This is a genomic window from Anoxybacillus sp. PDR2 (genome assembly GCF_009834045.1).
Lineage (GTDB): Bacteria > Bacillota > Bacilli > Bacillales > Anoxybacillaceae > Anoxybacteroides > Anoxybacteroides rupiense.
In genome coordinates, this window is the sequence record NZ_CP047158.1 from 927,891 (window position 1) to 953,368 (window position 25,478).

Below are 25,478 nucleotides of genomic sequence, written 5' to 3' on the forward strand. Positions count from 1 at the left end.
AGATGACGATTGTTATAAAATTTACTTATGGTATTTATTGAAAATTATTATTTCACTTATGAAAGAAACCGGGATATGCTGAAGAGGACCATTGGTCAGCGATCTGGACGATCCATTATAATAAAGAGGTGAAGCATCAATGAAAAACGACATCATGGCTGTTTTCAAGCAACCGTCTTCGGATCGCCGTTTGGCTTGGAGATGGATAGGAGGAGTTGCCTTTTCTTTTTTGTTTGCGGCGCTTGGCTTTGCGTTCGCATCCATTCCCGGCTTGGAGCATTTAGGGCCGCTCGCCTGTGCGATTGTGCTGGCCGTTATGTATCGCCACTTTTTTGGCTATCCGGAAGCGCTTCGGTCTGGAATTCAATTTGCCGCCAAACACTTATTAAGGATGGCGATCATTTTGTTTGGCTTAAAGCTGAATATGGCCGTTGTCATTCATCAAGGTTTAGGGCTTCTTCTTCGCGATGCGGCCGTCATCGTTTTTTCCATTTGGATGATGATGGCACTCGGCAAAATCGTCAAAGCGAACGCTTCTTTATCGCTGTTGCTTGGAATTGGAACAGGGGTGTGCGGGGCCGCTGCGATTGCCGCTGTGGCTCCGATTATAGAGGCGAAGGAAGAAGATACGGCGATATCGGTAGGAATCATTGCGCTGGTTGGGACGGTTTTTTCATTGGCTTATACATTCATTCAGCCATTTCTGCCCGTTTCTCATAAGTATTACGGAATTTGGTGCGGAATCAGCTTGCACGAAATGGCGCATGTGGCGCTAGCCGGTGCGGCGGCCGGACAGGATGCATTAGCTTTTGCATTGCTGGCGAAGCTGGGGAGGGTTTTATTGCTTCTACCGCTCAGCTTGTTATGTATGTATTGGATGAAGCGAAAAAAGAAGAACGCTGACACGAAGGAAAAGAAAATCGAATTTCCTTGGTTTTTACTCGGTTTTATGCTGTTAAGCTTATTTGGCAGTGTCGTTTCTATCCCGAAGCCGCTTTTAAACAGCCTCTCTTCTTTGACTTCTTTTATGCTGACAGCGGCGATGGTAGGCCTCGGCTTAAATGTCAGCCTTCGCGATCTGCGGACAAAAGCGTTGCGCCCGTTGGCTGCAATATGTATCACATCGATTTTGCTATCCTTCCTCTCTTTTTTTGTCGTTTAGCCCATATATAGTTGAGAGGATGGAGCTTATAGCGGAGCGGATTGGCAAGCAGCCGCTCCATATTTTTTCGTTCGAAGGAATGGGCGGGATGTCCTTCTATGATCACCCGCCCAAAAAGCTTTTGGTTGCGCCCTGCTCCCGCAAAATATCGATAAACACTTCCATCGCTTTTGTGTAAAACGGCGTCTTTTGCGTAATAAAGGAGAATTGGCGCACAAAAGGCGCATCATCTATATGGATTTGCCGCAAAGAACCAAGCGCCAATTCCTTTCTCACCGTCCATTGTGAAAGAAAGGTAATTCCCAACCCTGCTTCTACCGCTTCTTTGATTAACTGGGTACTGCCAAACTCCATGAGCTGGCGTGGATAACAGTAGGATTTTGCAAATAGCTGATCGGTTGCTTTGCGCGTGCCTGATCCTTTTTCGCGAATGATCCATGTCTCGCGGCAAAGCTCCTCCATTGTCGCCGTTTGCTTTTGAGCGCACGGATGATGGGCGGAGGCGATGATGAACATTTCGTCCTCGGCAAATGGCTCGATATAGACATCTTTCGGTTCAATCTCCATTTCGATAATGCCGATATCTAATTGATGATTGCTTACTAATTCCGTGATTTCATGAGAATTGCCAATAGTGATGGTCGGTTGAATGTCCGGATATTGTGCACGCAATTGTGCTATCAGATGGGGAAGAATATATTCGCCGTAAGTGTAGCTGGCGCCGATCGCGAGCGTGCCGCTCGCCCGGTTCATTAAGTCATCAAGCAAATGGTTCATGCGGGTATAAAGCCCCAATATTTCTTTAGCATGATGATAGACAATCTGTCCCGCTTTATTCAGCTTTACATACTTATTATTTCGTTCAATCAGCTTTGTTCCTGCGAGGCGCTCTAATGCCTGAATATGCTGGCTTACTGCCGGCTGTGTCATGTGCAGCTCCTCCGCAGCGCGAGTGAAATTTTGTTTTTCAGCGACTTTGACAAACACCTGCAATAATGGATCCACTTGAGTTCCTCCTGTCCGTATCCCGCTTTATGCTTCATCTTATCATGATTTGGCTTGTTTATCATCCGCTCACTTCCCCTGGAAGGTTCACCACTAGAAATCCTCCTTAATATGCTATACATGGAGAAAATCCGTTTTTGTCCTTCATGCCTATAATTTTCTCCTTAGCTGATGAATCGATGTCATTATCCGCAAAAAGAAGATAAAAAAAAGCGGTTGTTTCACGAAAAGGGAGACTGTCGATAAAGCTGGTTGGAATATACATTTACAAAGAAACGAATAGAAAAGCGGATCGGTCAAGGCTGTCGCTATAAGGAGTGTTGCTATGACGAAGGTGTTGTATTTGGGATGGGTAGGCTTTCGAAATTTAGGAGACGAATTGTCATGGCGCTTGTTTCAGCGTTTTAGCAAGAAATACGGCCAATATGAAAAAATCGCTTTTTCTCTGCCGCTGGTGTGCGCCGAACAGATCGCTCCTTATGATGTGGTTGTGCTGGGCGGGGGATCGCTGATAAAGCCTGAATATATGCAAATTTTACAACAAGCGACGCAGATGGAAAAAAAGGTGTTAGTGTGGGGAAGCGGAATCGATGGAATTGACAAGCGAGATGTCGATCTTTTGCTCGCCAACGAGCTGCCCGATCTTACAAAATATTTTTCTTCGCAAGATTCATTTGTGCTTAAGCATGCGATGGCCGCAGCTGCTTTTGCCGGGATTCGCGGACCGCTGAGCCAAAAACTGCTTGAAGCGTTAGCTGCCGATCATGACCATATCTATACCGTCAGCGATCCGGCTCTGCTATTGAAAACGAAACGCCCTCGCCAAAAACGAAACGACGAAAAAATCATTGGCATTAATTGGGGAACCACTTATAATCGACTATTCGGCCAAAATGAAGAAATGGTTGAAAATGCTTTAGCCAAAGTAGCAAAAAAGCTGATGAGGCAAGGATATCATATTTATATTTACGCCGTTTGGGACAATGATCGGGCAGCGTGCAAGCGGCTTTATGATAAAATCAGCTGCCCGTACCGCGTTGTTTGGGATCAAAAGCTCTATTCAGAAAAACAGCTGATTCGGCTTTTATCCCGTTTTTCGGCCACGATTAATTTAAAGTTGCATGCCAATTTGCTTTCATTGGCTGCCAGCGTGCCGCCGGTGCTGCTCGGTTATCGCTTTAAAGTATTTGATTGTGCCGCTTCGCTCGGTCTGGAGCGATATGTCGTATCGACCGATGCGGTAGAATTGGAAGAGGAGCTTTTGCAAAAGCTGGAGCTAGTGAACCGAAACCGTCAGCACATCGTCCATCAGTATAGCGATTACAGAAGCTTTTACCGGCCGCTGCTTATGGAGCCTTTTCAAAAGGAGCTGTTTTTCTGAATCCGAGTGAAAAAACAAAATCACTCGCGGTTCGATGGCTGTGCCGGCTTGTTGAAAAGGGCAGCAAACACAAACAGCCTTTCCTTGCGCCGGAGCGGGGAAAGGCTGTTTAGGCAGATTCCGAATAAAAAATCCTATTAGATGATATCATCAAGACGTTCCTTTTGCAGCTGGCGATTGACAAGTTCATCAAGCTGCTTAATTTTTTTCAATGCGAGCGCATCATCGATTTGCCGGTAATGGTGCTTGCCGCCTGGTTCCTCATCCGCCTCATCCGCCAGCTTGATAATGGTCTGCAGCGGTTTGCGTTTAAATTCGCCTTCAGGCAAATAAGAATCGGTATGCAGCAGAATCGCCAAAGCGATCTCCTTGGCATTTTGCGGATGCTCGCCCAAGCGAATGAGCAGTTTATGGGCACGCTCGGCACCTTTGATCGCATGTATATCGTTTTGTTTATATTGTTCGTAATCCCATGTTCCGTTGGAGTACCACTCATAGTGGCCCATATCGTGCAGCAGCCCGGCCTTCGTCGCCAAGTCAGCGTTGACGCCATGCTGAATAGCGAGGCGATACGCATTATACGCCGTAGCAATCGCATGAGCGATGCCAGACCGCTTCAAATACTTTTGCGCAACCGGATGGACAAACACGTCTGTTAACGTGACGTATCTCATAAGCTTCCCTCCGTCCGAAATATTTCTTCCTATCATAACACATTCCACAAAATAACGGCAATGGGAAGATATCACGGATTGATGTGAAAGTATGTCAAAAAACCTCACACAATCACTCCACCAAAATGTCCCTCCATTTTTTCAAAAAAGTATTTGACAAACCCCATGCGCGTTTATATAATAAGATATGTGTTCGATAGAGCACTGCAACAACATACGATTCCGTAGCTCAGCTGGGAGAGCGCTACCTTGACAGGGTAGAGGTCGCTGGTTCGAGCCCAGTCGGAATCATCGAAACAGGAGACCGCAGATCCTTAGTTGGATTTGCGGTTTTTGTTTTTATACAAATGGATTTATCTTAGTATTGTGGCAACAAACGATTAGGATAATATGAAAAATTGTAAAAAGTTAAAAATCGTTTGCTTTCCGCTTCCGAAAAAACGAGTTTTTCCTTCCGAAGTGACGGCTACCGCCGGAAATTTAATTCCTAAATCGACTCCCATCACCTTTTTAGTTTTCTTTTCGCTTACAGGAACGTGAATAGAAATTTGTGCATACCATTTTCCGCCCTTTTCTACAATGAGCATTAGTCCGAGTTTAGCATGGCGTAAAAACCTCCAATCCCGCTTGGTCACGACGGCTCGAAAGACGGTTTTTCTTGTTTTTTCTCCTGACATAATTGGAAAAGCAATCGCTCAGGTCCAATCGTATAGTTTTGGTTATTCACGAAGTAGACGGGTTTTTTAAGGATGGGACGCTTGCCTTCTTTTTCATCTTCTTGTAGACGCTTTTCGCATCCCGAATAGCTTGATTTAGAACGGCGGAAGGAAGACGAGCAGTCACATCTTTGGTTGAAATTTTCGGGAATGAGCTTTGTTTCTCTGCTTGTTCGCTCATCTGATTGACAATGCGGATATACTCTTCACTCAAATCGAGAAGTCGTTCGAGATCATCTGGGAAAAAGCGGATTTTAATGGTTAATGCTTGCAAAGAACCTCACTCCTTGTTTTTAGTTCTTCGCGTTATAGGTGGTGATGTCATTTTATTTTCTATATGGTTGACGAAATATTGGAGGTAAGAGGAGACTACTTATAAAAGGAAATGACAACGTTATGAATTTATGTTCATTGCTAAGATGTTGCTAACGGTGTTTGAAGTTGCTTCTGGCACTAGTTCTTTAATTTAAAATTCACTTTTTGCATTTCCTTCGATCGATAAGCAAAGGGGAGTTATTGCAAAGAAATGTTTGTAGTGTAACTATACCCTTGTTTCCTCTATATTTAATTGTATCTGTTTTATGGAACAGTGACAATAAATAATATGATGAAAAATTGTCTCATTTCTGGCTTCTTGATTGTAATTAGGCTGATAGCAATCGTATGGAGTGAAAGGGTGTATCCATGCTGCATTTTTTATAAATATAAACGATTTGACACGACATAATTCGACATTATTTTTCGTCGAGATTCGCTATAATAGGTCTGAAATCATGGTAATGTTGTAATAGTCGATAAAAACTATATGTTCAATAGAAATGGCAATGGGAGGGAGTTTCTATTTTGCAGGAATTAACTGTAAAAAATTTAGGGGGGGGAAACTGTTTGTTTTTGATGGTAGTAGCATAGAAATCAGTAGATTTGAAAAAGGATTTTAGAAATATCGGAAATGTACATAGTTAGTTAAAAGTTTCAAAATTAGGAGGAGAAAAATGAAAAGCTATGTTTTTTCGCTAAGTTATGCTGAAAGGACAAAAGAAAAAGAATTTATAAAAGATATTTTACGAAGATATGATACTAATCAGTTAGTTGGTGCAGGGATTTATGTAAGCAATAATCCATATAATTTCCAGCTGTTATTGCATCTTAATTTTTCTATTGATACCGCTGAATTTGAAAACTGGCTAAACGAAAATTATCCCGATAAGAAAAGAAGATTTAATTATTTTCACACAGATATTTTTGAGGCCATGCCTAGTAAAGGATATAATATTGCAACATTTATTGATGAGGACTCAGTTGATGAAGTAATAGTTTCAAACTCAAATCATATATTTTTGTTTCCTGAAAAGAGTGAACTAAACAAAATTTGGGATAGTGATGTTTTAAAAGAAGATTTTACAATATTTTTATCTCATTCAAGTAAAGATAAACCTTTGGTAGACGTTATTTTTAATAAGTTACAAGTGCATGAAATAAAAGCTTGGTATGATAAGTATGAAATACAACTGGGAGATAGCATAGTTGATAAAATTAATGAAGGACTTGAAAATAGTGATTTAGGTATTATTTGTATTTCCAAAAATTTCTTAAATTCATCTACGGGATGGACTAAAAGCGAATTAAATTACTTTATTCAGAGGAGAATGCGGTCGGGTAAGGTAGATTTTATTTGTTTGAATTTTGATGTTGAGCATAGTGACTTGCCGCCACTTGTACAAGAGTATAGATATATCGACATGAGAGAGAATGATTCGTTAGATATCTTAATAGATACATTGAAAGAAAGGATTGGTAGAAGTAGGAATATGTTACAGTGAATATGTAAATATATTTTTAATTGAAATAATTTCTATACGCAACAGTTAAACCAACTGTATCACAGGTTCCGCTTATTAATTAAATGGAACCAACAGCTATATAAACTTTTTTGGTTACTTTAGCTGTTTTAAGTCTAAATTTTTAGTTTAGAATTCATAGTACTTAATAGTTAAACAATTATATTATAAGCTTATTTGAATAAGAATTATTTAACTCATGTTTCTGGTTAAGCTTTCTTATTCAACGAGCATGTAAGCCAATAAAATGTAATGCCCCCCATTGTCAAGACACAATTTCGGAAAAAATAAGTTAAGTCCTCCTTCAATTGTAATGGGGAGCGGATGCCGTTAAGCAGTCCGCGCATACACATCTGCCGGCTTGGCGTAACCCAACGCCTGATGGGGGCGTTCGGTATGGTAAAAGCGTAGATAAGCTGTAATCGCCTTGCGAAGCGCCCGAGGGTTCTCATACTCATTCAGATAGATTTCCTCATATTTGAGCGAACGAAAGAAGCGTTCCGTACGGCTGTTATCCCGTGCCCGGCCTTTGCCGTCCATCGATACGTTTACGTTGTGCTTGATCAACAAGTCCAAGTAATCCTGATTCGTAAAATGACTGCCCTGATCGCTGTTCATAATCTCGGGCTGACAGCGCCCCAGTGCCCGTTTCAGGCACGTCAGCACGAACGCCTTCTCCAACGTGCTGGAAAGCTCGTAATCGATGATTTTGCGGCTGTACCAGTCAATGATCACAAACAGATACATGAAGCCTTTACCCATCCGTAGATACGTAATATCAATGCCCCAGACCTGGTTCGGACGATCAATCTTCAACCCGCGCAGCAGGTAGGGACGGATATACTGGGCATGGTACCGTTTGCTCAGGTTCGGGCTCGGGTAGATCACTTCGATTCCCATCACGCGCATAAGCCGCTGAACGCGCTTGCGATTGACGCGCCATCCCTGTTCCTGCAATTTGCTGCTCATCCGCCTGTAGCCAAAAAACGGATGTTTGGTATACAACTTGTCAATCTCATGCATCAGCTGTACATTCTCCGGCGTTTCTTGCCTCGGCTCCCGCTGCCGATACACATTCGTGCGATGGATACTCAAGAGCTCCGCCTGACGCTTGATGCTGATTTTTGGATGATCTCGTTCCACCATCGCTTCCCGATCTCTTGTCGATACCTTAGAGGCCAGATTTTTTTTTGAGCCAACTGACCTCTAGCGTCAGTTGACCAACCAGTTTTTCTAATTGTTCTTGCTTCTCCTTGTAGTTTCTTTTCATTTTCTCGGCTTCTTTGGTTTCACGGCCGAACACCATGGAGGCACGCTCCACAAACTCCGCCTTCCACCGGCTTAGCATCACCGGACTAATTTCGTACTTCCCAGCAATCTCATTCATTGTCTGCTCTTCTCTCAGCACTTCCATGACAACCTTCGTCTTAAATTCTGCGGTGTATCGATTCCGTTTTTCCATAGCTTCAGTATAACTTATTTATCTCCTCCTTGTGTCGCACTCTATGGGTTCATTGTAGTCTGTCCGAATCACAGGTTTATTTGCCTGTTCAAATTGCTGACGCTTGAATCACGCTCTTTGAAGCGTCTTTACGGCATCGCTTCCTGAACCACTCAACCCAATATGGTCATCAATCACCGAACGGTCATACCCATCGATGAGCGACAAAACCAAGCAAAAGCGTTCTTCTCCTTCGATATATCCATATTTCACATCCATTTCCCATAACTGATTCGAGCCTGTAATAATGCGATTTCGAGCGAGTTTCCGTGGATAAGAAATCTATTTCTTTCGCTGTGGACATAGTAAATCCATCTCTTTACACAATCGATAAACCTTTTTCTTATTGATCATGAGCTGATGGTCTCTTCTTAACTGGATCGTCAACTTTCGGTATCTGTAAGCAAATCCTTCCCTCATGACCAGCTCAGATAGCCATTCTTTGATTTGCTCGTCTGGCACTTTTTCACCCATTTTCGTCAGAGAGTAGCCGGGGATTGGACGTCCCTCACCTACTGTTTTCTCCTCGACTTTTCCGTTTTGTTGATAATAGTAGGTCGAACGATTGATTTCCAGAATCTCCAGCACTTTCGTAATCGGATATCCTTTCTCGATCCACTGCTCGGCTACTTCCCATTTTTCAGTAAGTGAGGGTTCTTCTTTTTTATCCAATCACGCAAAATCGCAATTTCTAAATTTTTTTCCCCTAATAGCTTCTTAAGCTGTTCGTTTTCCTCCTCCAGCCTTTTTACTTCAGCTGAAGAGGAATTAACCGTTTCTTCGCCTAGCTGTCCTTCTTCATACGCTTTTACCCATCTTTGCACGAGATTCGAGCTAAGATCGTATCTTCTAGCTACCAATGCTTTATTTCCAACTTCTAATGCTTCTTTCACTACTTGTAGCTTAAATTCCTTCGAATGTTTTCTTCGTTTCATGTACATCAAAAGCCCCCTTCATTTGGTCACTTCGATTATAAAAAACACCTTATCGAGTGTCCAAATTCATTAGGGGGCTAATGAGTACATAATGTTGTCATTAATCCATACACAATTATGTCAATGTACGACCGAATACAAGAATCAGCAATCTGTTTTAGCGTATAAACTTTGATAAATCGTATAAAAAAATGATAATTGTATTCAAAAATAATTGAGCTAATAATAAATATTAGCGCATGTGCTCTTATTTGTCTAGATAAAAAATAGAAAAGAAGGAATCAAATATTAAATATCTAATATATAAAATCAATATGGATTTATATTCTAAAAATATATTTTAGAGGAGTTGTTATTCAATGTGTGGGATTTGTAACTAGACACAAAGAAGAAATAATAGTTGAAAAATCGATAAGCAAGAATAACCACAAGCCTTGATAATTCCAGCTTTTCTTAAATGTTTACCAATTTGTAATTCAGAAAATCCGTCTTTTATTTCTTTTGGTAATTGCGCAAAACACTCTTTTTTCGTTATCATAATGGTGACACCTTTCTTTCTTTGGTTTTTGGTTTGGACACCAATAGTTACCAAAAGAAAGAGGTGTCTTTTTGTTTTTTAGACGAATTTTTTCAGTGTCAAGTGAATATGAGATACCCAAAGAAACCTATCAAATCAAGGATTATTCATAAATTTTTCACTGCGAAAGTTGAGTTATGAATTTTAAGAATAGGAGGATTTTTGATGAGAAAATTTAGCGTACTTTTAGCCGCTTTTGTATTACTTTTAGCTTCTTGTTCACAGGGTGGAGCCAAAATCAATTCAAATAATAGGTATCAGAGTGAAGAGGGTAAGAACAATATTCTCGAAGATAAACTTATAATGGATGAATATGGTATAGAGTTTATTATAAAAAATGATTTGAACTTAACCCCAAAGGAGCTTGGTTATTTTAAAAAAAGATTGAAGCAAGCTGCTCTTTATTTGGAAAGAAATTTTAAACCACTTATTATTAAAGAGAAAAAGTATTATATTACATTGAACAAGGGGAATAAAGTAAGTTATGTGAATGGGAATAGTATCCATTACTATAGGTATCTAGAAGGAAGAGCCCCAATTATTCATGAATTATCTCATGCGTTATTTGGCTATACCCCCGGTTCAGGCTATTTTACTCAAGAAGGAATAGCAGTATTTATTCAGAATGAGTACAAGGAAAATCTGTTTCCAAATGAGAAAACACCGATACATCAATTAATGAATTATTTTGTGAATAATAGAAGGTATATTCCCCTAGAAGTTCTAATGAATGAGAAATTAGCGGAAAAATTTGTGGATGTATATGGAAATGAAGCATTAAGTTGGGTAAGTTATGTCGAAGCCGGATCTTTTACAACATATTTAATAGATAAGTACGGAAAAGAAAAGTATTTTCTCATATACAATCAGGCAAATTTAAAAACAAAAATCGAGCAAGTTTATAAAAAATCTTTAAATGAATTAGAAGAAGAATGGCTTGCGTTTATAAATAAAAATAAAATTCAAGAAAATAATCAGTGGATTCTTAATCAACCGTATTATAAGAAGTTAAATAAGGCACTCTTAGATATGGATTTTTCAAACAAATTAAAAGAAATTACAGGTCAATAATATTAACTTGTTGCAAAACGTACAAAACCAATGTATGCATGCACATAAAAAAATCTATCCTATTGGAAGGCGTATATAGTGACCAAAAATACATCCCAAGAGGTGTACATTACGATCTAATTCCTAAAAGGACATATATGTTTTTCGATCTAATTGGAATTTATAGTATCATCATTGAGATTGTAGTTTGCGATCAGTGTATATAATTTCCAAGGGATGTTTTTTTATGTGCATTTATGCATCTATATATTTGTTTTGTAACATGTTCCTGATGTCAAATGCAATAAACATTAGTGGTGGGATAGGGGTGCTGACAATGATTTTTTTATTTTATAAACTGCTAAACTTTTATCTTGCATCATGCGCTACTTTTATTTTGCACTAAACACTTTCCAGTCAATAAAGGACAACGTAAGCAGCTCTCGAATCCGGCGCTCATCCACCGAAGGCTGCGCGGTAACATCAAACGGATCGATCGGCTTGCGAATACGGCAGTTTCGACAAGCGTTCCTCCCCGTCTGTAACGGTCTTCATATTGTCAAATAACACTTTCTGTGGAATCCCTCCAAAGTACTTGAAACTTTGAATCAGGCATTCCATTAAGTGCTCCTGGTCCTGGCTGGTCGTAAATACCGCGTATTTCATCCGCGAATAGCCTAACGTGGCCACAAATAGCGATAACTTGACTTTTCTTCCTTCCAATCGACTTGCATTTGTTCGCCAGGAAGCGTTTCATAGCAAACGGTGTATTTCTTTTTCGCCGTCTCTCGGAAAGGTTTCATATAGTCTTTTAAAATCGTCTTTCCCCCCGGTATAGCCCTGTTATCGAATTTCGAAAAACAACTTTTCGCTATTGAACACCCCATCCTCTAATATTCGTTTTTGAAGATACGGCTTAAATGGATCTAACTTGCTTTTTCTTGGTTTTCGCTTGGATAGGGAAGGGGGATTGAGGGATTGTAATGCCCCCCATTGTCAAGACACAATTTCGGAAAAAATAAGTTAAGTCCTCCTTCAATTGTAATGGGGAGCGGATGCCGTTAAGCAGTCCGCGCATACACATCTGCCGGCTTGGCGTAACCCAACGCCTGATGGGGGCGTTCGGTATGGTAAAAGCGTAGATAAGCTGTAATCGCCTTGCGAAGCGCCCGAGGGTTCTCATACTCATTCAGATAGATTTCCTCATATTTGAGCGAACGAAAGAAGCGTTCCGTACGGCTGTTATCCCGTGCCCGGCCTTTGCCATCCATCGATACGTTTACGTTGTGCTTGATCAACAAGTCCAAGTAATCCTGATTCGTAAAATGACTGCCCTGATCGCTGTTCATAATCTCGGGCTGACAGCGCCCCAGTGCCCGTTTCAGGCACGTCAGCACGAACGCCTTCTCCAACGTGCTGGAAAGCTCGTAATCGATGATTTTGCGGCTGTACCAGTCAATGATCACAAACAGATACATGAAGCCTTTACCCATCCGTAGATACGTAATATCAATGCCCCAGACCTGGTTCGGACGATCAATCTTCAACCCGCGCAGCAGGTAGGGACGGATATACTGGGCATGGTACCGTTTGCTCAGGTTCGGGCTCGGGTAGATCACTTCGATTCCCATCACGCGCATAAGCCGCTGAACGCGCTTGCGATTGACGCGCCATCCCTGTTCCTGCAATTTGCTGCTCATCCGCCTGTAGCCAAAAAACGGATGTTTGGTATACAACTTGTCAATCTCATGCATCAGCTGTACATTCTCCGGCGTTTCTTGCCTCGGCTCCCGCTGCCGATACACATTCGTGCGATGGATACTCAAGAGCTCCGCCTGACGCTTGATGCTGATTTTTGGATGATCTCGTTCCACCATCGCTTCCCGATCTCTTGTCGATACCTTAGAGGCCAGATTTTTTTTTGAGCCAACTGACCTCTAGCGTCAGTTGACCAACCAGTTTTTCTAATTGTTCTTGCTTCTCCTTGTAGTTTCTTTTCATTTTCTCGGCTTCTTTGGTTTCACGGCCGAACACCATGGAGGCACGCTCCACAAACTCCGCCTTCCACCGGCTTAGCATCACCGGACTAATTTCGTACTTCCCAGCAATCTCATTCATTGTCTGCTCTTCTCTCAGCACTTCCATGACAACCTTCGTCTTAAATTCTGCGGTGTATCGATTCCGTTTTTCCATAGCTTCAGTATAACTTATTTATCTCCTCCTTGTGTCGCACTCTATGGGTTCATTGTAGATTGGGGGTTGAATATACTTTCGAACGGTTTTCCGATCGATCCTCCATTTCCTCGCCATATCGGAAATACTCATTCCTCTTTCATACATTTCTTTGATCATAAAAAATTCCCCTCTCGTCATCACGAACCATAGCCCCTCTCATTGACACGATGGTTCTATTGTAAGTGGGGAATTTTAAACCGCTGTTATTGGGGATTTTATCGGTTCTCCCGCAATTTTGGTGAAACCCTCTCGTGGTCATTATAGTAGTAAACTATTATCACGGGAGGGTTTATTTTGGAACTGCAAACATTCTATAAGGATTGGAAGTTGCTATTTTATTCTGTTGATCGTTCGTGCGTCAAGTTGTATGTCCAATCTCAACAAAAATTGAATCTTTGTCCATCATGTAACATGCCTTCTTCGCGTGTCCACAGCCGATACTGGCGTGTGATTCAAGATGTAACTATTTTCTCGTTACAAATATTTCTGGATGTACGTGCAAGGAAATTCTTTTGTGATCATTCTGCCTGTTCACAACGTATTTTTACGGAGCAAACTCCAGATTGGTGGTCTCCTTATGCTAGACGTACCAGTCGCTTGACCGCCTTTCTCAAGCATCTTGCCTCAGAGACTGCTCGTAAAGTTTCTAAGCAGTATGGGATTCCTACGAGTGCAGATAGTTTTCTGTATTTGATTCGTAAGGAAGAAATACCTCCTATTACAGAACCTACTATCATTGGAATTGACGACTGGGACGTGAAAAAAGGGCACAATACGGAAGTATCGTTTGTGACTTACAAACCCAAAAGCCGATGGCGTTATTGGAAAATCGAACGGTACAAGAGGTGTCTAACTGGCTGCGAAAGTATCCTTCTATTCAAGTTGTAACTCGTGATGGTTCCACGGAATACGCGAAAGGAATTCGTGAAGGATGCCCTCATGCGGTACAGATTACAGACCGCTGGCATCTCTTTCACAACTTAACGCAAAAGGTGGAGCAGTTTTTAAAAAAGAGCTTCCCTCGTCCTATTTCTATTTGTGTTGCAGGGTCGGATGACTACAGACCTTCTAGACAAGAGTGCCATTCTCTCACTGCTAGTGAGAAGAAAAGATGGGCGCTGATTCAGCAAGTACAACTACGGTATAAGGAAGGACAACGTAAAGCAGACATCATAAGGGAGTTTGGCATGGACAGAAAAACATTAGACAAATACTTACAGCTGAAAAAGCCCCCGAAGCCTATACGGCGTGGTAGACATCGTGCCGATCTCTACCGTTCGGAAATCCTAGAGCTTCTACAAGCACAAGCAACGGTCAATCATATCTTTTCTGTGATACAAAAACAGAGATATGACCAGTCATTGTCTACATTACAGGACTATATTGCAAGGCTAAGAAAACGGGAGATGAATGAAAAAAACACAAACAAGATTCGTATTTCTAGATATAAACTACAAGCATACTTGTGGTCCCAACTTCTCCCTACGCAGGAGGAACCAATCCCCTTTGACAAGTGCTTCAAACAACATCAAGTTTTGCATCGACTAAAATCCGTTATTCAGGCCTTCCAGAAGCTGATGAACGAACAAAAGAATAAACAAGCACTTCAGGAACGACTCTTACAGGCTGAAGACAGTAAGATACATGAAGTACAACAATTTATCAAATACATACAATCAGATATAGAATCGGTCAAACACGCATGATCCTACTCTTGGAGCAACAGCATTGTAGAAGGACAAGTAAACCGTCTAAAGGTCATCAAACGCCAAATGTATGGGCGAGCCAAGTTCGATTTACTGAGCAAAAAAGTCCTTTACCCATTCGTTTAATACTTTTCTAAAAAAATATTAGTTAACCACATGAATCTATCCTTGATTTCTTCACCAAAATTGTGGCAGAACCATTTTATCACCGTTGGTGACGATAGTGCATACAAAAGCGTTCTTCAATATAGTTAACTATTGGATTTTTATGTTAAAATCTTAGGGAAAAACATAGAACAATCTGTTTAAATGAATTGGAGGGAGACAGAATGCCGATTGAAGTAGGGATTTGGAAGATCGATAATGAAGTTAAAAAGTTGTCTTACTCACCAATAGAATCAGAAAAAAAGCTAGAAGATATATTAGAAAAAGATTTATCGATTCTTTCGGATGATTTGCTTTTAATTGGTCGGCAAATTCAGACTGATTACGGGAAATTTATTGATATGTTTGCATTGGATCAAGAGGGAAACATCTCAATTATCGAACTAAAGAAAAATCGTACCCCAAGAGAAGTTGTAGCCCAAGCTCTTGACTATGCTTCTTGGGTACAAAATTTATCTTACGAACGAATTTTAAAACTTTTTGAGGATAAACAAGGGATTCCTTTAGAGGAAGCATTTGTAGATAAATTTGGAACTGATTTGCCGGAAAAATTAAATGAGTCCCACCAAATAATTATTGTTTCGTCGCAATTAGATGCAGAAACGGAAAGAATTATCAACTATTTGTCCGATAATTTTGGTGTTCCGATTAACGCTGTGTTTTTTAGATATTTTAAAGAAGGAAACCAAGAGTTTATTACGAGAAGCTGGTTAATTGACCCGAATGTTGTGGAAGAAAAATCAAGTAATACAAGGAATGAGAGCAAAACAGAGAAATGGAACAAACAAGACTTTGTCGTTAATTTTGATGACGGACAGTATCGAAGCTGGGAAGATGCGACTAAATATGGTTTTATTTCTGCTGGAAATGGCAAATGGTACAGCAGGACTCTAAAGCAATTATTTGTAGGCGCAAGAATATTTTGTATGATCCCGAAGCATGGATATGTAGGAATCGGAAAAGTGGTAGAAGAGGCAAAGCCGATGCGGGATGTCGAGATTGAGATTAACGAGGAAAGGAAAAAACTTATTGATTTACCGCTAAACGCCCCAAATATGAAACATGATTTAGAGAACGATGAACTATGTGAACATGTTGTACGGGTCGAATGGGTGGAAACTGTTCCAAAGGAGAAAGCATATTGGACAAAGGGATTAAAAGCGAATCAAAACAGTGCATACAAATTAAGAAGCCAGTATACAATTGAAAAAGTTTTAAAATTCTTTGGATTAGAGGAAAGTTAAAAGACGATCCATTTGATTTGGAACGTCTTTGTAATTTTTTCACGATGGCAGCAACTTAGGGAATATATGATGACTTCAACATACATGAAGTTTCGAATCCAATTGATTGGTGTAAGGTGAATAACCTGGCAATGTTTTATTTAGGTTTTTTGCGTTGAATTCCATTGGAAATGATTAAGGTATACTGTTAATTTTGTGGTAAAATAGAACTAAGAATCTCTTAGAAAAATAAAGGTATTTCTTATCATTGTGATTAGAGTAATAGAGATAAGGAATATGCAAAAACGAGGTGTCCATATGCCGCACAACTTTCATTTTCTTGAGGAAAAATGGGAAGTTCTCGCCAAGGTGGGGGAAACGGCGGAACGGAATGTGTATCAAAATCCAAACGTCGCTATTAGCGAACTGAGAAAATTTGCGGAAACGATTACAAAATATATTTTAGCGTTGGAAGACATTCGCGAAGAGCGGGGAACGGACCAGCAAGAACGTCTAAGAGCGCTCTTTTATGATCAAATTATCCCAAAAGAAATTTATGATTTGTTAAATGTCATTCGCCAAAAAGGGAACAAAGCGGTGCATGAACCAAGTTATGGAGAAGTGCATGAAGCGAAAGCATTATTGCAGATGGCGTTTAGAATCGGCGTGTGGTTTATGGAAGTGTACGGCGATTGGTCGTTCCAGGCTCCCGAGTATATCGAACCGGCGCCGCAAAGTGCGATTTCAGCCGACGAGTTAAATGAAGTCGTGAAATCATATGAAGAAAAATTGGCACAGCTAGAAACAGAGCTTGAGAAAATCAGAAAGCAACAAATTTATACAAGCAGCGAAGAAAAGCAAAAACGGCGCGAGTACTCGCAGCGCGTTGCCGCGAATTTGGAATTGACGGAGGCAGAAACGCGGCTTCTCATTGACCAGCAATTGCGGGACGCCGGCTGGGAAGCAGATTCGGAAACGATTCGTTTTTCTAAAGGAGCCCGTCCGGAAAAAGGAAAGAATATGGCGATTGCCGAATGGCCGTTAAAGAAAGGCTACGCTGATTACGCTTTATTTGTCGGACTCGAGCTAGTGGGCATTATTGAAGCGAAACGCGCCAGCAAAGACATCCCGTCCGACATTGAGCAGGCGAAAGAATATGCAAAACTCGCCGTGTCACATGGCAACGAAGTGATCCACGAGCCGTGGGGCGATTATTTTGTGCCGTTTTTATTTGCGACAAACGGCCGTCCTTACTTCAAACAGCTGGAACAAAAATCGGGCATTTGGTTTTTAGATGCCCGGAAATCCACGAACCATCCGCGCCCGTTGCAAGGATGGTATACGCCTAAAGGATTGCAAAAACTATTAGAAAAGGATGTCGAGCGTTCCGAGCAATTTTTGCGCGACGAAAAATTTGATTATTTGAAACTAAGAGACTATCAAGTCAACGCGATTCAAGCCGTCGAAAAAGCGTTGGAAGAGAAAAAGCGCAGCATTTTAGTCGCGATGGCCACCGGAACAGGAAAAACGCGAATGGCGATCGGCCTCATTTATCGCTTGCTTAAGGCGAAGCGCTTTAACCGCATCTTGTTCCTTGTCGACCGGAAAGCGCTTGGCGAACAAGCCGAGAGCGCGTTTAAAGAAAGCAAGATGGAAAGCTTCCATACGTTCACCGAGATTTACAGCTTGCAATCGCTATACGAGCAAAAGCCGGATCCGGATACAAAAGTGCACATCGCAACGGTGCAAGGAATGCTCAAACGCATTTTTTATAACGACAAAACAGAGGACATTCCGCCAATCGACCAATATGATTGCATTATTGTCGACGAGGCGCATCGCGGCTATACGCTCGATAAAGAAATGAGCGAGATGGAAATCGAAATCAGAGACCATCACGATTACGTGAGCAAATACCGAAAAGTGCTCGACTATTTCGATGCTGTTCGCATCGGATTAACGGCTACGCCTGCGTTGCATACAACGGAGATTTTCGGGCCGCCAGTTTTTACTTATTCTTATCGTGAAGCCGTCGTTGATGGCTATTTAGTCGACCATGAACCGCCGTATCAATTTGAAACGGTATTAAAAAGGGAAGGAATCACTTGGGCGAAAGGCGAAAAGGTCGACGTATACGATACGGTTTCTGGCACCATTTCACAAGAATATCTTGAAGATGAAGTGAATATTGAGGTGGCGCATTTTAATACAAAAGTGATCACAGAAAGCTTTAATCGTGTGATTATACGAGAGCTGACGAACTATATTTCTCCAGATGATGAGGGAAAAACATTGATATTTGCAGCGACAGATGACCACGCCGATTTAGTCGTACGTCTTCTAAAAGAAGAGTTTGCTCATGTATACGGTGAAGTCGAAGATAATGCCATTATGAAAATTACCGGCTCAATCAAAGATCCATCTGCTGCGATTCGTCGTTTTAAAAATGAAAAATATCCAACCATTGTTGTTACAGTCGATTTATTAACGACAGGTGTTGATATCCCATCGATTACCAATCTCGTGTTCTTGCGACGCGTCCGTTCTCGGATTCTTTACGAGCAGATGCTGGGTCGAGCAACGAGACGATGTGAAGAAATCCGCAAAGATCACTTTAATATTTTTGACGCGGTCGGCATCTATGAAGCGTTAAAACCATATACAAGCATGAAGCCAGTTGTCGCCCGTCCAAATATTTCTCTAGTGCAATTAGTTGAAGAATTAGAAGGATTTGAAAAAACGGAACATCTTCAACATCAGCGAGAACAAATGATTGCCAAAATCCAGCGAAAAAAACGCCAATGGTTAGATAAGCAATATCAAGATTTTAAAGTGTTATCTGGTGGCAAAACGGTGGACGAATTTATTGATTGGGTAAAATCCTTGAGTCCTACGGAACTGTCTGTACAATTAAAAGAGTATATGTCGATGTTCCGCTATATCGATGAAAATCGTGATCGAGAAAACAAACAATATATTTCTACACATGAAGATGAGCTGATTGGGGTCAAACGCGGATATGGGAACGCAGAGAAACCAGATGACTATTTACAATCATTTGGAGAATTTATTCGCAGCAATATGAACCAAATTCCTGCTTTGACGATTGTATGTCAGCGTCCAACTGAATTAACGAGAGAAGAGTTAAAAAAGCTATTGCTTGAGTTAGATCAAAAAGGCTTTTCTGAGAAAAAGCTGCAAGCGGCATGGCGCGAGGCGAAAAACGAAGACATCGCGGCCGATATCATCGCCTTCATCCGCCAGCAAGCGCTCGGCGATCCGCTCATTAGCCATGAAGAACGGATTAAAAATGCGATGAAGAAAATTTACCAAATGAAAGCATGGCCACCTGTGCAAAAGAAATGGCTCGAACGCATCGAAAAACAACTTTTGCAGGAATCTGTTCTCCATCCGGATCCTGAAAAAGCATTTGAATACGAACCATTCAAAAATCATGGTGGATTTAAACAGTTGAATCGAATTTTTAACGGCGAGTTAGCGGAAATTGTCCGGGAAATTAATCATAACTTGTACAACTATCAACAACAGAAGGAGAATGCGTAGATGAACAACCGAGAGATTGTGCAAAAGCTTTGGAACTTATGTAATGTCCTTCGCGATGACGGGATTACGTACCACCAATACGTGACGGAATTGACGTATTTGCTGTTTTTGAAAATGATGAAAGAAACGGGCCAAGAATATATGATCCCGGAAAAATACCGTTGGGATTCGTTAGTCACGAAAGACGGCATTGAATTGAAGGAGCATTACCGCCAGCTGTTGCTTGATTTAGGAAAAGAGAGCAACGAGTTATTAAAGCAAATTTATACAGACGCCACTTCGAATATTAGCGAGCCGAAAAACTTAGAGAAAATCATTCAGTCGATTAACGACTTAGACTGGTATAACGCAAAACAAGAAGGCTTAGGCGATTTATACGAAGGATTGTTAGAAAAGAACGCGAGCGAAGTGAAATCAGGAGCGGGGCAATATTTTACGCCTCGCGTCCTCATCGACGTCATTGTGAAGCTTGTCAATCCGCAGCCAGGGGAGCGCTGCCATGACCCGGCTGCCGGAACGTTTGGCTTTATGATCGCGGCTGACCGCCACGTTCGCGAGCAAACCGATGACTATTTCGATTTATCCGAAGAAGAAATCGAGTTTCAAAAATATAAAGCTTTTTCCGGCGTCGAGCTTGTGAAAGATACGCACCGTCTTGCGACGATGAACGCGCTTCTTCATGACATTCATGGGGAGATTTTGTTAGGCGACACGCTGTCATCATTAGGCGAAAGTTTGAAAAACTACGACGTCATTTTAACGAACCCGCCGTTTGGAACGAAAAAAGGAGGCGAGCGGGCGACAAGAACGGACTTTACGTTTACGACATCGAACAAACAGCTGAACTTCTTGCAGCACATTTATCGCGCGCTTAAAGCAAATGGAAAAGCCCGCGCGGCCGTCGTTCTGCCGGATAACGTCTTGTTTGAAGGCGGGGTCGGTGCCGATATTCGCCGCGACTTAATGGACAAATGCAATTTACATACGATTTTGCGTCTGCCGACCGGCATTTTCTACGCCCAAGGGGTAAAAACGAACGTCTTGTTCTTCACGCGCGGCACTAGCGATGTCGGCAATACGAAAGAAGTATGGGTGTATGATTTACGCACGAACATGCCATCTTTCGGCAAGCGCAACCCGCTCACCGCGGAACATTTTGCCGGCTTCATTCAAGCGTACACCGCCGAAGACCGCCGCCAAGTGCAAGACGAGCGCTGGAACGTATTCACGCGCGAAGAGATTGCCAAAAAAGGCGACAGCTTAGACATCGGCTTAATTGCCGACGAATCGCTGTCGATTTACGAAAACTTGCCAGACCCGATCGACTCGGCCGAAGAAGCGGTCGAAAAACTCGAATTAGCGATTTCTTTATTAAACGAAGTCATCGCCGAATTAAAAGCAGCGGAATCAAGCTCAACATCCAAAGAAGAAACAGCTGAGGTGCTGAAACAATGAGCAAAACAAAACAAAAATCGATCGACGAACTATTGGAAGAAGCGCTAGTGCCGGAAGACGAACAGCCGTATGAAGTGCCGGGGAATTGGGTGTGGACTAAAGCTGGAGACATCACAGAAATTGTGGGAGGTGGAACCCCTAAAACGACTATTAAAGAATATTATGAAAATGGGAATGTTCCTTGGATTACTCCGGCAGATTTATCGGATTTTGAAGATATTTATATAGGTAGAGGGCAGAGGAATATTACGGAAGAAGGACTAAAAAACAGTTCGGCTAAATTGTTACCGGAAAAAACAGTCTTATTGTCTTCAAGAGCACCGATTGGTTATGTAGCAATTGCCGCAAACCCACTTTCAACCAACCAAGGATTCAAAAGTTTTATTCCATCAAATTCTATTGATTCTGAATACCTTTATTGGTATTTAAAAGGATCGCGGAAATACTTAGAGAGTATGGGAAGCGGTAGCACTTTTAAGGAAATATCCGCATCAAAATGTAAGGAAATAAAAATTCCATTACCGCCAATAAATGAACAAAAACGTATTGCTGAGAAGGTAGAGCGGCTTTTTGCGAAAATTGATGAAGCGAAGCGGCTGATTGAAGAAGTGAAGGAGTCGTTTGAACTAAGGCGGGCGGCGATTTTGGAGAAGGCGTTTAAGGGACAGTTAGGCACGAATGATCTTAATGAGAAGAGTATGCTTGAAATATCTGATGTAATAACTGAAAACGATCTTATTCCAGAAGAAGAGCAATTGTATGAATTACCTAAAAATTGGGTTTGGGTCAAAATAGGAGCCGTTTTTCGACAAGTTAATGAACAAATACTACCAAATGGTGACGAAACGTATGTAGGTTTAGAGCATTTAATAAAAGGTGGAGGCATATCTCATACTGAACTCGCAAAAGATGTTAAAAGTAAGAAAGTTGTTTTTAAAGTTGGGGATGTATTGTACGGGAAGTTGCGTCCGTATTTGAACAAGCACGCAGTTGTTGACTTTGATGGAGTAGCTTCCACAGATATACTTGTATTCAGAACTAAATACAAACATCTTAATAGAATTTTAGATTATTATCTAGGACTACCATCTACCATAGAATATGCGATTTCAAATAGTAACGGCATTAATCTTCCAAGGGTGTCTCCTAAAAAAATGAACGAACTCCCTTTTCCGCTTCCACCAAAGAATGAGTGGGAAAGAATCGTTAAAATTTTAGATAAACTATTTAGTGATTTGAATGAAGAGCAAATTTTATTGGACTGTTTAGAAGAAGAATTAGTATCACTAAAAAGTTCGATTTTAAATAAAGCCTTCCGCAGCGAGCTTGGCACAAATGATCCGAATGATGAACATGCGATTGAATTGTTAAAAGGAGTGCTAAGATTTAAATAACAATTTATGTAATAAGGAGCTCGCTTAATAGGTGGGCTCTTTTTCACCCCATATTAAAAATTGCATTACTAATATTTGTTTTCTACAAGAGAGAAACAGGGGCCTTTAGTATATAAATAAATTTATTTACATTATGGTTATTGATTATCGAAATTTAGGAATAACCCTGTCATAAAAAAAGAAATGCTCCGATAAGGCAACGTCTATCCAAAATTTACAACTTGGAGGAAGTTGCTGAAGGAATAGCTGAGGTACAATAATAGTTGACGGTCTCTTTTTCTCTGTTTGACTGTATGGATATATTAACATACACAATGGGGATTGTAAAAAAATGGTTATAGGTGGTATTTTCGGTGGTTCCAAGTAATGCGGGAATGCTTAAATATTGCTTGATCCAACGAAAAAGATCCTAATTGTCTAATGTTCTCGATACATGTTTGCGATCTTTTTCTTAGCCAATATATGAAAAAACATTCGGTAAGATTCGAATCTCATGTTGATGTGCATCCTAAAAAAAAGGACTGATGGCGTTTCTTCGAACGTCATTACTTCGTTCTAAGATGGCACGTGAAAGCCGGCGATAACGGTGGAATTAGAAGCCCTTAAATGCTGAAACAGCTGACAACAGCATACCTTGATGTTATGTTTCATTTGAATAAAACTTGATCTTCTTGGGCAAAATGATCGATTCTCTCAATCTAAAGTGTGCTCGATCCTCGGAGAGATGTGCTTCAGGTTTATCAAGGGTTCCCTATTGGTGGTTCATCATGATGAAGCTCCGTTGTTTCCAAATCTTCCATAGGGGTTCGAGTTCCAAAGAATAGGCGACATGTAGTTTAATGACAGAACGTTCCCTGTCATACAGAACACATGAGGAGTAGTTCCTTCCGACCGTCCCTACCTTGGAATCGACGATGCGAAGGGGCTTTGGGAACGACAAGGCTAGGAAACGATTAGCTCCAATAAACGCTTCATGATACTAGGAGGAGCGGATTTGACTCTGTTAATCAAGGTGGAACCATAAAACTGAGGAAGAACATAAATGGTGTGACATTGTTTTCTGCAGCTAAAAAGTTAAGCAAAATGCAATGAAAAAGTTAAGCCCCTCACGTCCCATAAAAGTAAATATAATTCATATATCAATATAAATTACTTTCCTCTGGCAGGCTTGACATGGAGCCTCTCTGCGTGCATGGATTCTTTTGCGAAGGCCTGAGCACAAAAGGAGTTCGTAGAGGCAACTAGCTTACTATGCATGTCATTCCATGTAAAGCCGTATCTCTAAAATTATATTTTGTGAGGAAAATAACCTATTTTTTTCAATTTAGCGCTTAATTTTTATCCTGCATTTTGCTAAAGTCCTATTTTTCGTTAAACAAGACATCACTCTCATGTCGAAGATTTTCTGTTCATGAGTAGTAGCGAGAAGAACAAATGGATCAGTGTGCTAACAGCAAACTTTTTAATAATATACCTATTATGTAACTAGTTGTAATGTAATTCTGTGTTTGAAACCATTTTTTACAACAAGCTCGGGAGTATAGTATGTTTGTTCACAGAGAGTACCTCCTATGTTTGTTGGTTTGGTCACTTACAGTCCATAGGAATGGTGTTCTTTTTCCATGTTCTCTTTGGACTTTACTAGATAGCCAGCATGCGTGATTAATTTTCTTTTTTAGCAACAAAGTACAATGAACCCATAGAGTGCGACACAGGGAGGAGATAAATAAGTTATACTGAAGCTATGGAAAAACGGAATCGATACACCGCAGAATTTAAGACGAAGGTTGTCATGGAAGTGCTGAGAGAAGAGCAGACAATGAATGAGATTGCTGGGAAGTACGAAATTAGTCCGGTGATGCTAAGCCGGTGGAAGGCGGAGTTTGTGGAGCGTGCCTCCATGGTGTTCGGCCGTGAAACCAAAGAAGCCGAGAAAATGAAAAGAAACTACAAGGAGAAGCAAGAACAATTAGAAAAACTGGTTGGTCAACTGACGCTAGAGGTCAGTTGGCTCAAAAAAAAATCTGGCCTCTAAGGTATCGACAAGAGATCGGGAAGCGATGGTGGAACGAGATCATCCAAAAATCAGCATCAAGCGTCAGGCGGAGCTCTTGAGTATCCATCGCACGAATGTGTATCGGCAGCGGGAGCCGAGGCAAGAAACGCCGGAGAATGTACAGCTGATGCATGAGATTGACAAGTTGTATACCAAACATCCGTTTTTTGGCTACAGGCGGATGAGCAGCAAATTGCAGGAACAGGGATGGCGCGTCAATCGCAAGCGCGTTCAGCGGCTTATGCGCGTGATGGGAATCGAAGTGATCTACCCGAGCCCGAACCTGAGCAAACGGTACCATGCCCAGTATATCCGTCCCTACCTGCTGCGCGGGTTGAAGATTGATCGTCCGAACCAGGTCTGGGGCATTGATATTACGTATCTACGGATGGGTAAAGGCTTCATGTATCTGTTTGTGATCATTGACTGGTACAGCCGCAAAATCATCGATTACGAGCTTTCCAGCACGTTGGAGAAGGCGTTCGTGCTGACGTGCCTGAAACGGGCACTGGGGCGCTGTCAGCCCGAGATTATGAACAGCGATCAGGGCAGTCATTTTACGAATCAGGATTACTTGGACTTGTTGATCAAGCACAACGTAAACGTATCGATGGATGGCAAAGGCCGGGCACGGGATAACAGCCGTACGGAACGCTTCTTTCGTTCGCTCAAATATGAGGAAATCTATCTGAATGAGTATGAGAACCCTCGGGCGCTTCGCAAGGCGATTACAGCTTATCTACGCTTTTACCATACCGAACGCCCCCATCAGGCGTTGGGTTACGCCAAGCCGGCAGATGTGTATGCGCGGACTGCTTAACGGCATCCGCTCCCCATTACA

The 25,478-nt window shown here is 41.4% G+C and carries 20 protein-coding genes, 1 tRNA gene and 4 pseudogenes; 12 read left to right on the top strand and 13 right to left on the bottom strand.

The window, feature by feature from the left end:
* Positions 1–154: 154 nt before the first annotated feature.
* A complete protein-coding gene (locus GRQ40_RS04525; protein ID WP_236546440.1) occupies positions 155–1,162 on the top strand; it encodes a YeiH family protein in 1,008 nt (335 codons plus the stop codon).
* Between the two features lie 102 nt (positions 1,163–1,264).
* Here the strand turns inward: GRQ40_RS04525 and GRQ40_RS04530 are convergent, their stop codons facing one another.
* The gene (locus tag GRQ40_RS04530; RefSeq protein WP_159719452.1) at positions 1,265–2,167 is read right to left on the bottom strand and encodes a LysR family transcriptional regulator; all 903 of its coding nucleotides are present in this window, start codon (positions 2,165–2,167) and stop codon (positions 1,265–1,267) included.
* A 325-nt stretch (positions 2,168–2,492) separates the two neighbouring features.
* Between GRQ40_RS04530 and GRQ40_RS04535 the strand changes: the two genes are divergently transcribed.
* The gene (locus GRQ40_RS04535; RefSeq protein WP_044744195.1) at positions 2,493–3,548 is read left to right on the top strand and encodes a polysaccharide pyruvyl transferase family protein; all 1,056 of its coding nucleotides are present in this window, start codon (positions 2,493–2,495) and stop codon (positions 3,546–3,548) included.
* 137 nt (positions 3,549–3,685) lie between these two features.
* Here GRQ40_RS04535 and GRQ40_RS04540 read toward each other — a convergent pair whose 3' ends face one another.
* Complete coding sequence (locus GRQ40_RS04540; RefSeq protein ID WP_159719453.1) at positions 3,686–4,222, bottom strand: HD domain-containing protein; 537 nt, start codon at positions 4,220–4,222, stop codon at positions 3,686–3,688.
* A gap of 218 nt (positions 4,223–4,440) precedes the next feature.
* On the opposite strand from GRQ40_RS04540, the gene GRQ40_RS04545 reads away from it, so the two are divergent.
* Positions 4,441–4,513: transfer RNA gene (locus GRQ40_RS04545), tRNA-Val, on the top strand.
* An 89-nt stretch (positions 4,514–4,602) separates the two neighbouring features.
* On the opposite strand, the gene GRQ40_RS04550 is transcribed toward GRQ40_RS04545, so the two are convergent.
* Complete coding sequence (locus GRQ40_RS04550) at positions 4,603–4,899, bottom strand: hypothetical protein (RefSeq protein WP_159719454.1); 297 nt, start codon at positions 4,897–4,899, stop codon at positions 4,603–4,605.
* Between the two features lie 46 nt (positions 4,900–4,945).
* Positions 4,946–5,212, bottom strand: a complete 267-nt coding sequence (locus GRQ40_RS04555; protein WP_159719455.1) for a hypothetical protein — start codon at positions 5,210–5,212, stop codon at positions 4,946–4,948.
* Positions 5,213–5,930: 718 nt separating this feature from the next.
* Here GRQ40_RS04555 and GRQ40_RS04560 point away from each other — a divergent pair.
* Positions 5,931–6,758, top strand: a complete 828-nt coding sequence (locus tag GRQ40_RS04560; protein WP_159719456.1) for a toll/interleukin-1 receptor domain-containing protein — start codon at positions 5,931–5,933, stop codon at positions 6,756–6,758.
* 348 nt (positions 6,759–7,106) lie between these two features.
* Here GRQ40_RS04560 and GRQ40_RS04565 read toward each other — a convergent pair.
* The 5 genes from GRQ40_RS04565 to GRQ40_RS04585 all read right to left on the bottom strand — a co-directional run bounded on the left by GRQ40_RS04565 (position 7,107) and on the right by GRQ40_RS04585 (position 9,750).
* Positions 7,107–8,238, bottom strand: a protein-coding gene (locus GRQ40_RS04565; RefSeq protein ID WP_159719466.1) for an IS3 family transposase whose coding sequence is annotated in 2 segments (ribosomal slippage) — positions 7,107–7,967 and positions 7,969–8,238 — 1,131 coding nt in all. Because the reading frame shifts where the segments join, the coding sequence is not laid out codon by codon here.
* A gap of 108 nt (positions 8,239–8,346) precedes the next feature.
* Entirely contained in the window at positions 8,347–8,490 is a 144-nt protein-coding gene (locus tag GRQ40_RS04570; RefSeq protein WP_159719458.1) for a hypothetical protein, read from the bottom strand.
* Between the two features lie 69 nt (positions 8,491–8,559).
* Positions 8,560–8,949: an IS3 family transposase gene (locus tag GRQ40_RS04575; RefSeq protein ID WP_159719459.1), complete on the bottom strand. Its 390-nt coding sequence runs from the start codon at positions 8,947–8,949 to the stop codon at positions 8,560–8,562.
* A complete protein-coding gene (locus GRQ40_RS04580) occupies positions 8,904–9,212 on the bottom strand; it encodes a transposase (protein ID WP_159719460.1) in 309 nt (102 codons plus the stop codon). Before GRQ40_RS04580 ends, GRQ40_RS04575 begins: the two co-directional genes overlap by 46 nt.
* A 376-nt stretch (positions 9,213–9,588) precedes the next feature.
* Positions 9,589–9,750, bottom strand: coding sequence for a hypothetical protein (locus GRQ40_RS04585; RefSeq protein WP_231734649.1), 162 nt, complete (start codon positions 9,748–9,750; stop codon positions 9,589–9,591).
* Positions 9,751–9,954: 204 nt separating this feature from the next.
* Here GRQ40_RS04585 and GRQ40_RS04590 point away from each other — a divergent pair, with 204 nt between their 5' ends.
* Positions 9,955–10,860 (top strand): gluzincin family metallopeptidase, encoded by a 906-nt coding sequence (locus GRQ40_RS04590; RefSeq protein WP_159719461.1) that lies wholly within the window; start codon positions 9,955–9,957, stop codon positions 10,858–10,860.
* 389 nt (positions 10,861–11,249) lie between these two features.
* Here the strand turns inward: GRQ40_RS04590 and GRQ40_RS04595 are convergent.
* The 4 genes and pseudogenes from GRQ40_RS04595 to GRQ40_RS18925 all read right to left on the bottom strand — a co-directional run.
* Positions 11,250–11,367 (bottom strand): annotated as a pseudogene (locus GRQ40_RS04595) (ATP-binding protein); the annotation flags it as partial.
* A pseudogene (locus tag GRQ40_RS04600) lies at positions 11,365–11,823 on the bottom strand (DDE-type integrase/transposase/recombinase); the annotation flags it as partial. The pseudogenes GRQ40_RS04600 and GRQ40_RS04595, both read right to left, overlap by 3 nt.
* A 77-nt stretch (positions 11,824–11,900) precedes the next feature.
* A protein-coding gene (locus GRQ40_RS04605; protein ID WP_159719466.1) for an IS3 family transposase occupies positions 11,901–13,032 on the bottom strand; the annotation gives its coding sequence in 2 pieces (ribosomal slippage) (positions 11,901–12,761 and positions 12,763–13,032; 1,131 coding nt in all).
* 21 nt (positions 13,033–13,053) lie between these two features.
* Positions 13,054–13,215, bottom strand: a pseudogene (locus tag GRQ40_RS18925) (IS21 family transposase); the annotation flags it as partial.
* Between the two features lie 246 nt (positions 13,216–13,461).
* Here GRQ40_RS18925 and GRQ40_RS18930 point away from each other — a divergent pair.
* The 7 genes and pseudogenes from GRQ40_RS18930 to GRQ40_RS04645 all read left to right on the top strand — a co-directional run.
* Positions 13,462–13,584, top strand: a pseudogene (locus GRQ40_RS18930) (transposase family protein); the annotation flags it as partial.
* A gap of 239 nt (positions 13,585–13,823) precedes the next feature.
* A complete protein-coding gene (locus GRQ40_RS04620) occupies positions 13,824–14,780 on the top strand; it encodes a transposase (protein ID WP_159720758.1) in 957 nt (318 codons plus the stop codon).
* 329 nt (positions 14,781–15,109) lie between these two features.
* A complete protein-coding gene (locus GRQ40_RS04625; RefSeq protein WP_066149349.1) occupies positions 15,110–16,189 on the top strand; it encodes a PDDEXK family nuclease in 1,080 nt (359 codons plus the stop codon).
* 297 nt (positions 16,190–16,486) lie between these two features.
* Positions 16,487–19,732, top strand: coding sequence for a type I restriction-modification system endonuclease (gene hsdR, locus GRQ40_RS04630; protein ID WP_159720760.1), 3,246 nt, complete (start codon positions 16,487–16,489; stop codon positions 19,730–19,732).
* A complete protein-coding gene (locus tag GRQ40_RS04635) occupies positions 19,733–21,187 on the top strand; it encodes a class I SAM-dependent DNA methyltransferase (RefSeq protein WP_159719464.1) in 1,455 nt (484 codons plus the stop codon). It begins immediately after the preceding gene.
* Entirely contained in the window at positions 21,184–22,581 is a 1,398-nt protein-coding gene (locus GRQ40_RS04640; protein WP_159719465.1) for a restriction endonuclease subunit S, read from the top strand. The genes GRQ40_RS04635 and GRQ40_RS04640 overlap by 4 nt, the downstream gene beginning before the upstream one ends.
* 1,744 nt (positions 22,582–24,325) lie before the next feature.
* A protein-coding gene (locus tag GRQ40_RS04645; RefSeq protein ID WP_159719466.1) for an IS3 family transposase occupies positions 24,326–25,457 on the top strand; the annotation gives its coding sequence in 2 pieces (ribosomal slippage) (positions 24,326–24,595 and positions 24,597–25,457; 1,131 coding nt in all).
* The last annotated feature ends 21 nt before the right edge of the window (positions 25,458–25,478 follow it).

What these genes read in the sequence shown, in the direction of transcription:
- GRQ40_RS04525 (WP_236546440.1), top strand. Translation starts at nt 155, where the DNA reads ATGGCTGTTTTCAAGCAACCGTCTTCGGATCGCCGTTTGGCTTGGAGA.
- GRQ40_RS04535 (WP_044744195.1), top strand. Translation starts at nt 2,493, where the DNA reads ATGACGAAGGTGTTGTATTTGGGATGGGTAGGCTTTCGAAATTTAGGA.
- GRQ40_RS04540 (WP_159719453.1), bottom strand. Translation starts at nt 4,222, where the DNA reads ATGAGATACGTCACGTTAACAGACGTGTTTGTCCATCCGGTTGCGCAA.
- GRQ40_RS04550 (WP_159719454.1), bottom strand. Translation starts at nt 4,899, where the DNA reads ATGTCAGGAGAAAAAACAAGAAAAACCGTCTTTCGAGCCGTCGTGACC.
- GRQ40_RS04560 (WP_159719456.1), top strand. Translation starts at nt 5,931, where the DNA reads ATGAAAAGCTATGTTTTTTCGCTAAGTTATGCTGAAAGGACAAAAGAA.
- GRQ40_RS04580 (WP_159719460.1), bottom strand. Translation starts at nt 9,212, where the DNA reads ATGAAACGAAGAAAACATTCGAAGGAATTTAAGCTACAAGTAGTGAAA.
- GRQ40_RS04585 (WP_231734649.1), bottom strand. Translation starts at nt 9,750, where the DNA reads ATGATAACGAAAAAAGAGTGTTTTGCGCAATTACCAAAAGAAATAAAA.
- GRQ40_RS04590 (WP_159719461.1), top strand. Translation starts at nt 9,955, where the DNA reads ATGAGAAAATTTAGCGTACTTTTAGCCGCTTTTGTATTACTTTTAGCT.
- GRQ40_RS04625 (WP_066149349.1), top strand. Translation starts at nt 15,110, where the DNA reads ATGCCGATTGAAGTAGGGATTTGGAAGATCGATAATGAAGTTAAAAAG.
- hsdR (WP_159720760.1), top strand. Translation starts at nt 16,487, where the DNA reads ATGCCGCACAACTTTCATTTTCTTGAGGAAAAATGGGAAGTTCTCGCC.
- GRQ40_RS04635 (WP_159719464.1), top strand. Translation starts at nt 19,733, where the DNA reads ATGAACAACCGAGAGATTGTGCAAAAGCTTTGGAACTTATGTAATGTC.
- GRQ40_RS04640 (WP_159719465.1), top strand. Translation starts at nt 21,184, where the DNA reads ATGAGCAAAACAAAACAAAAATCGATCGACGAACTATTGGAAGAAGCG.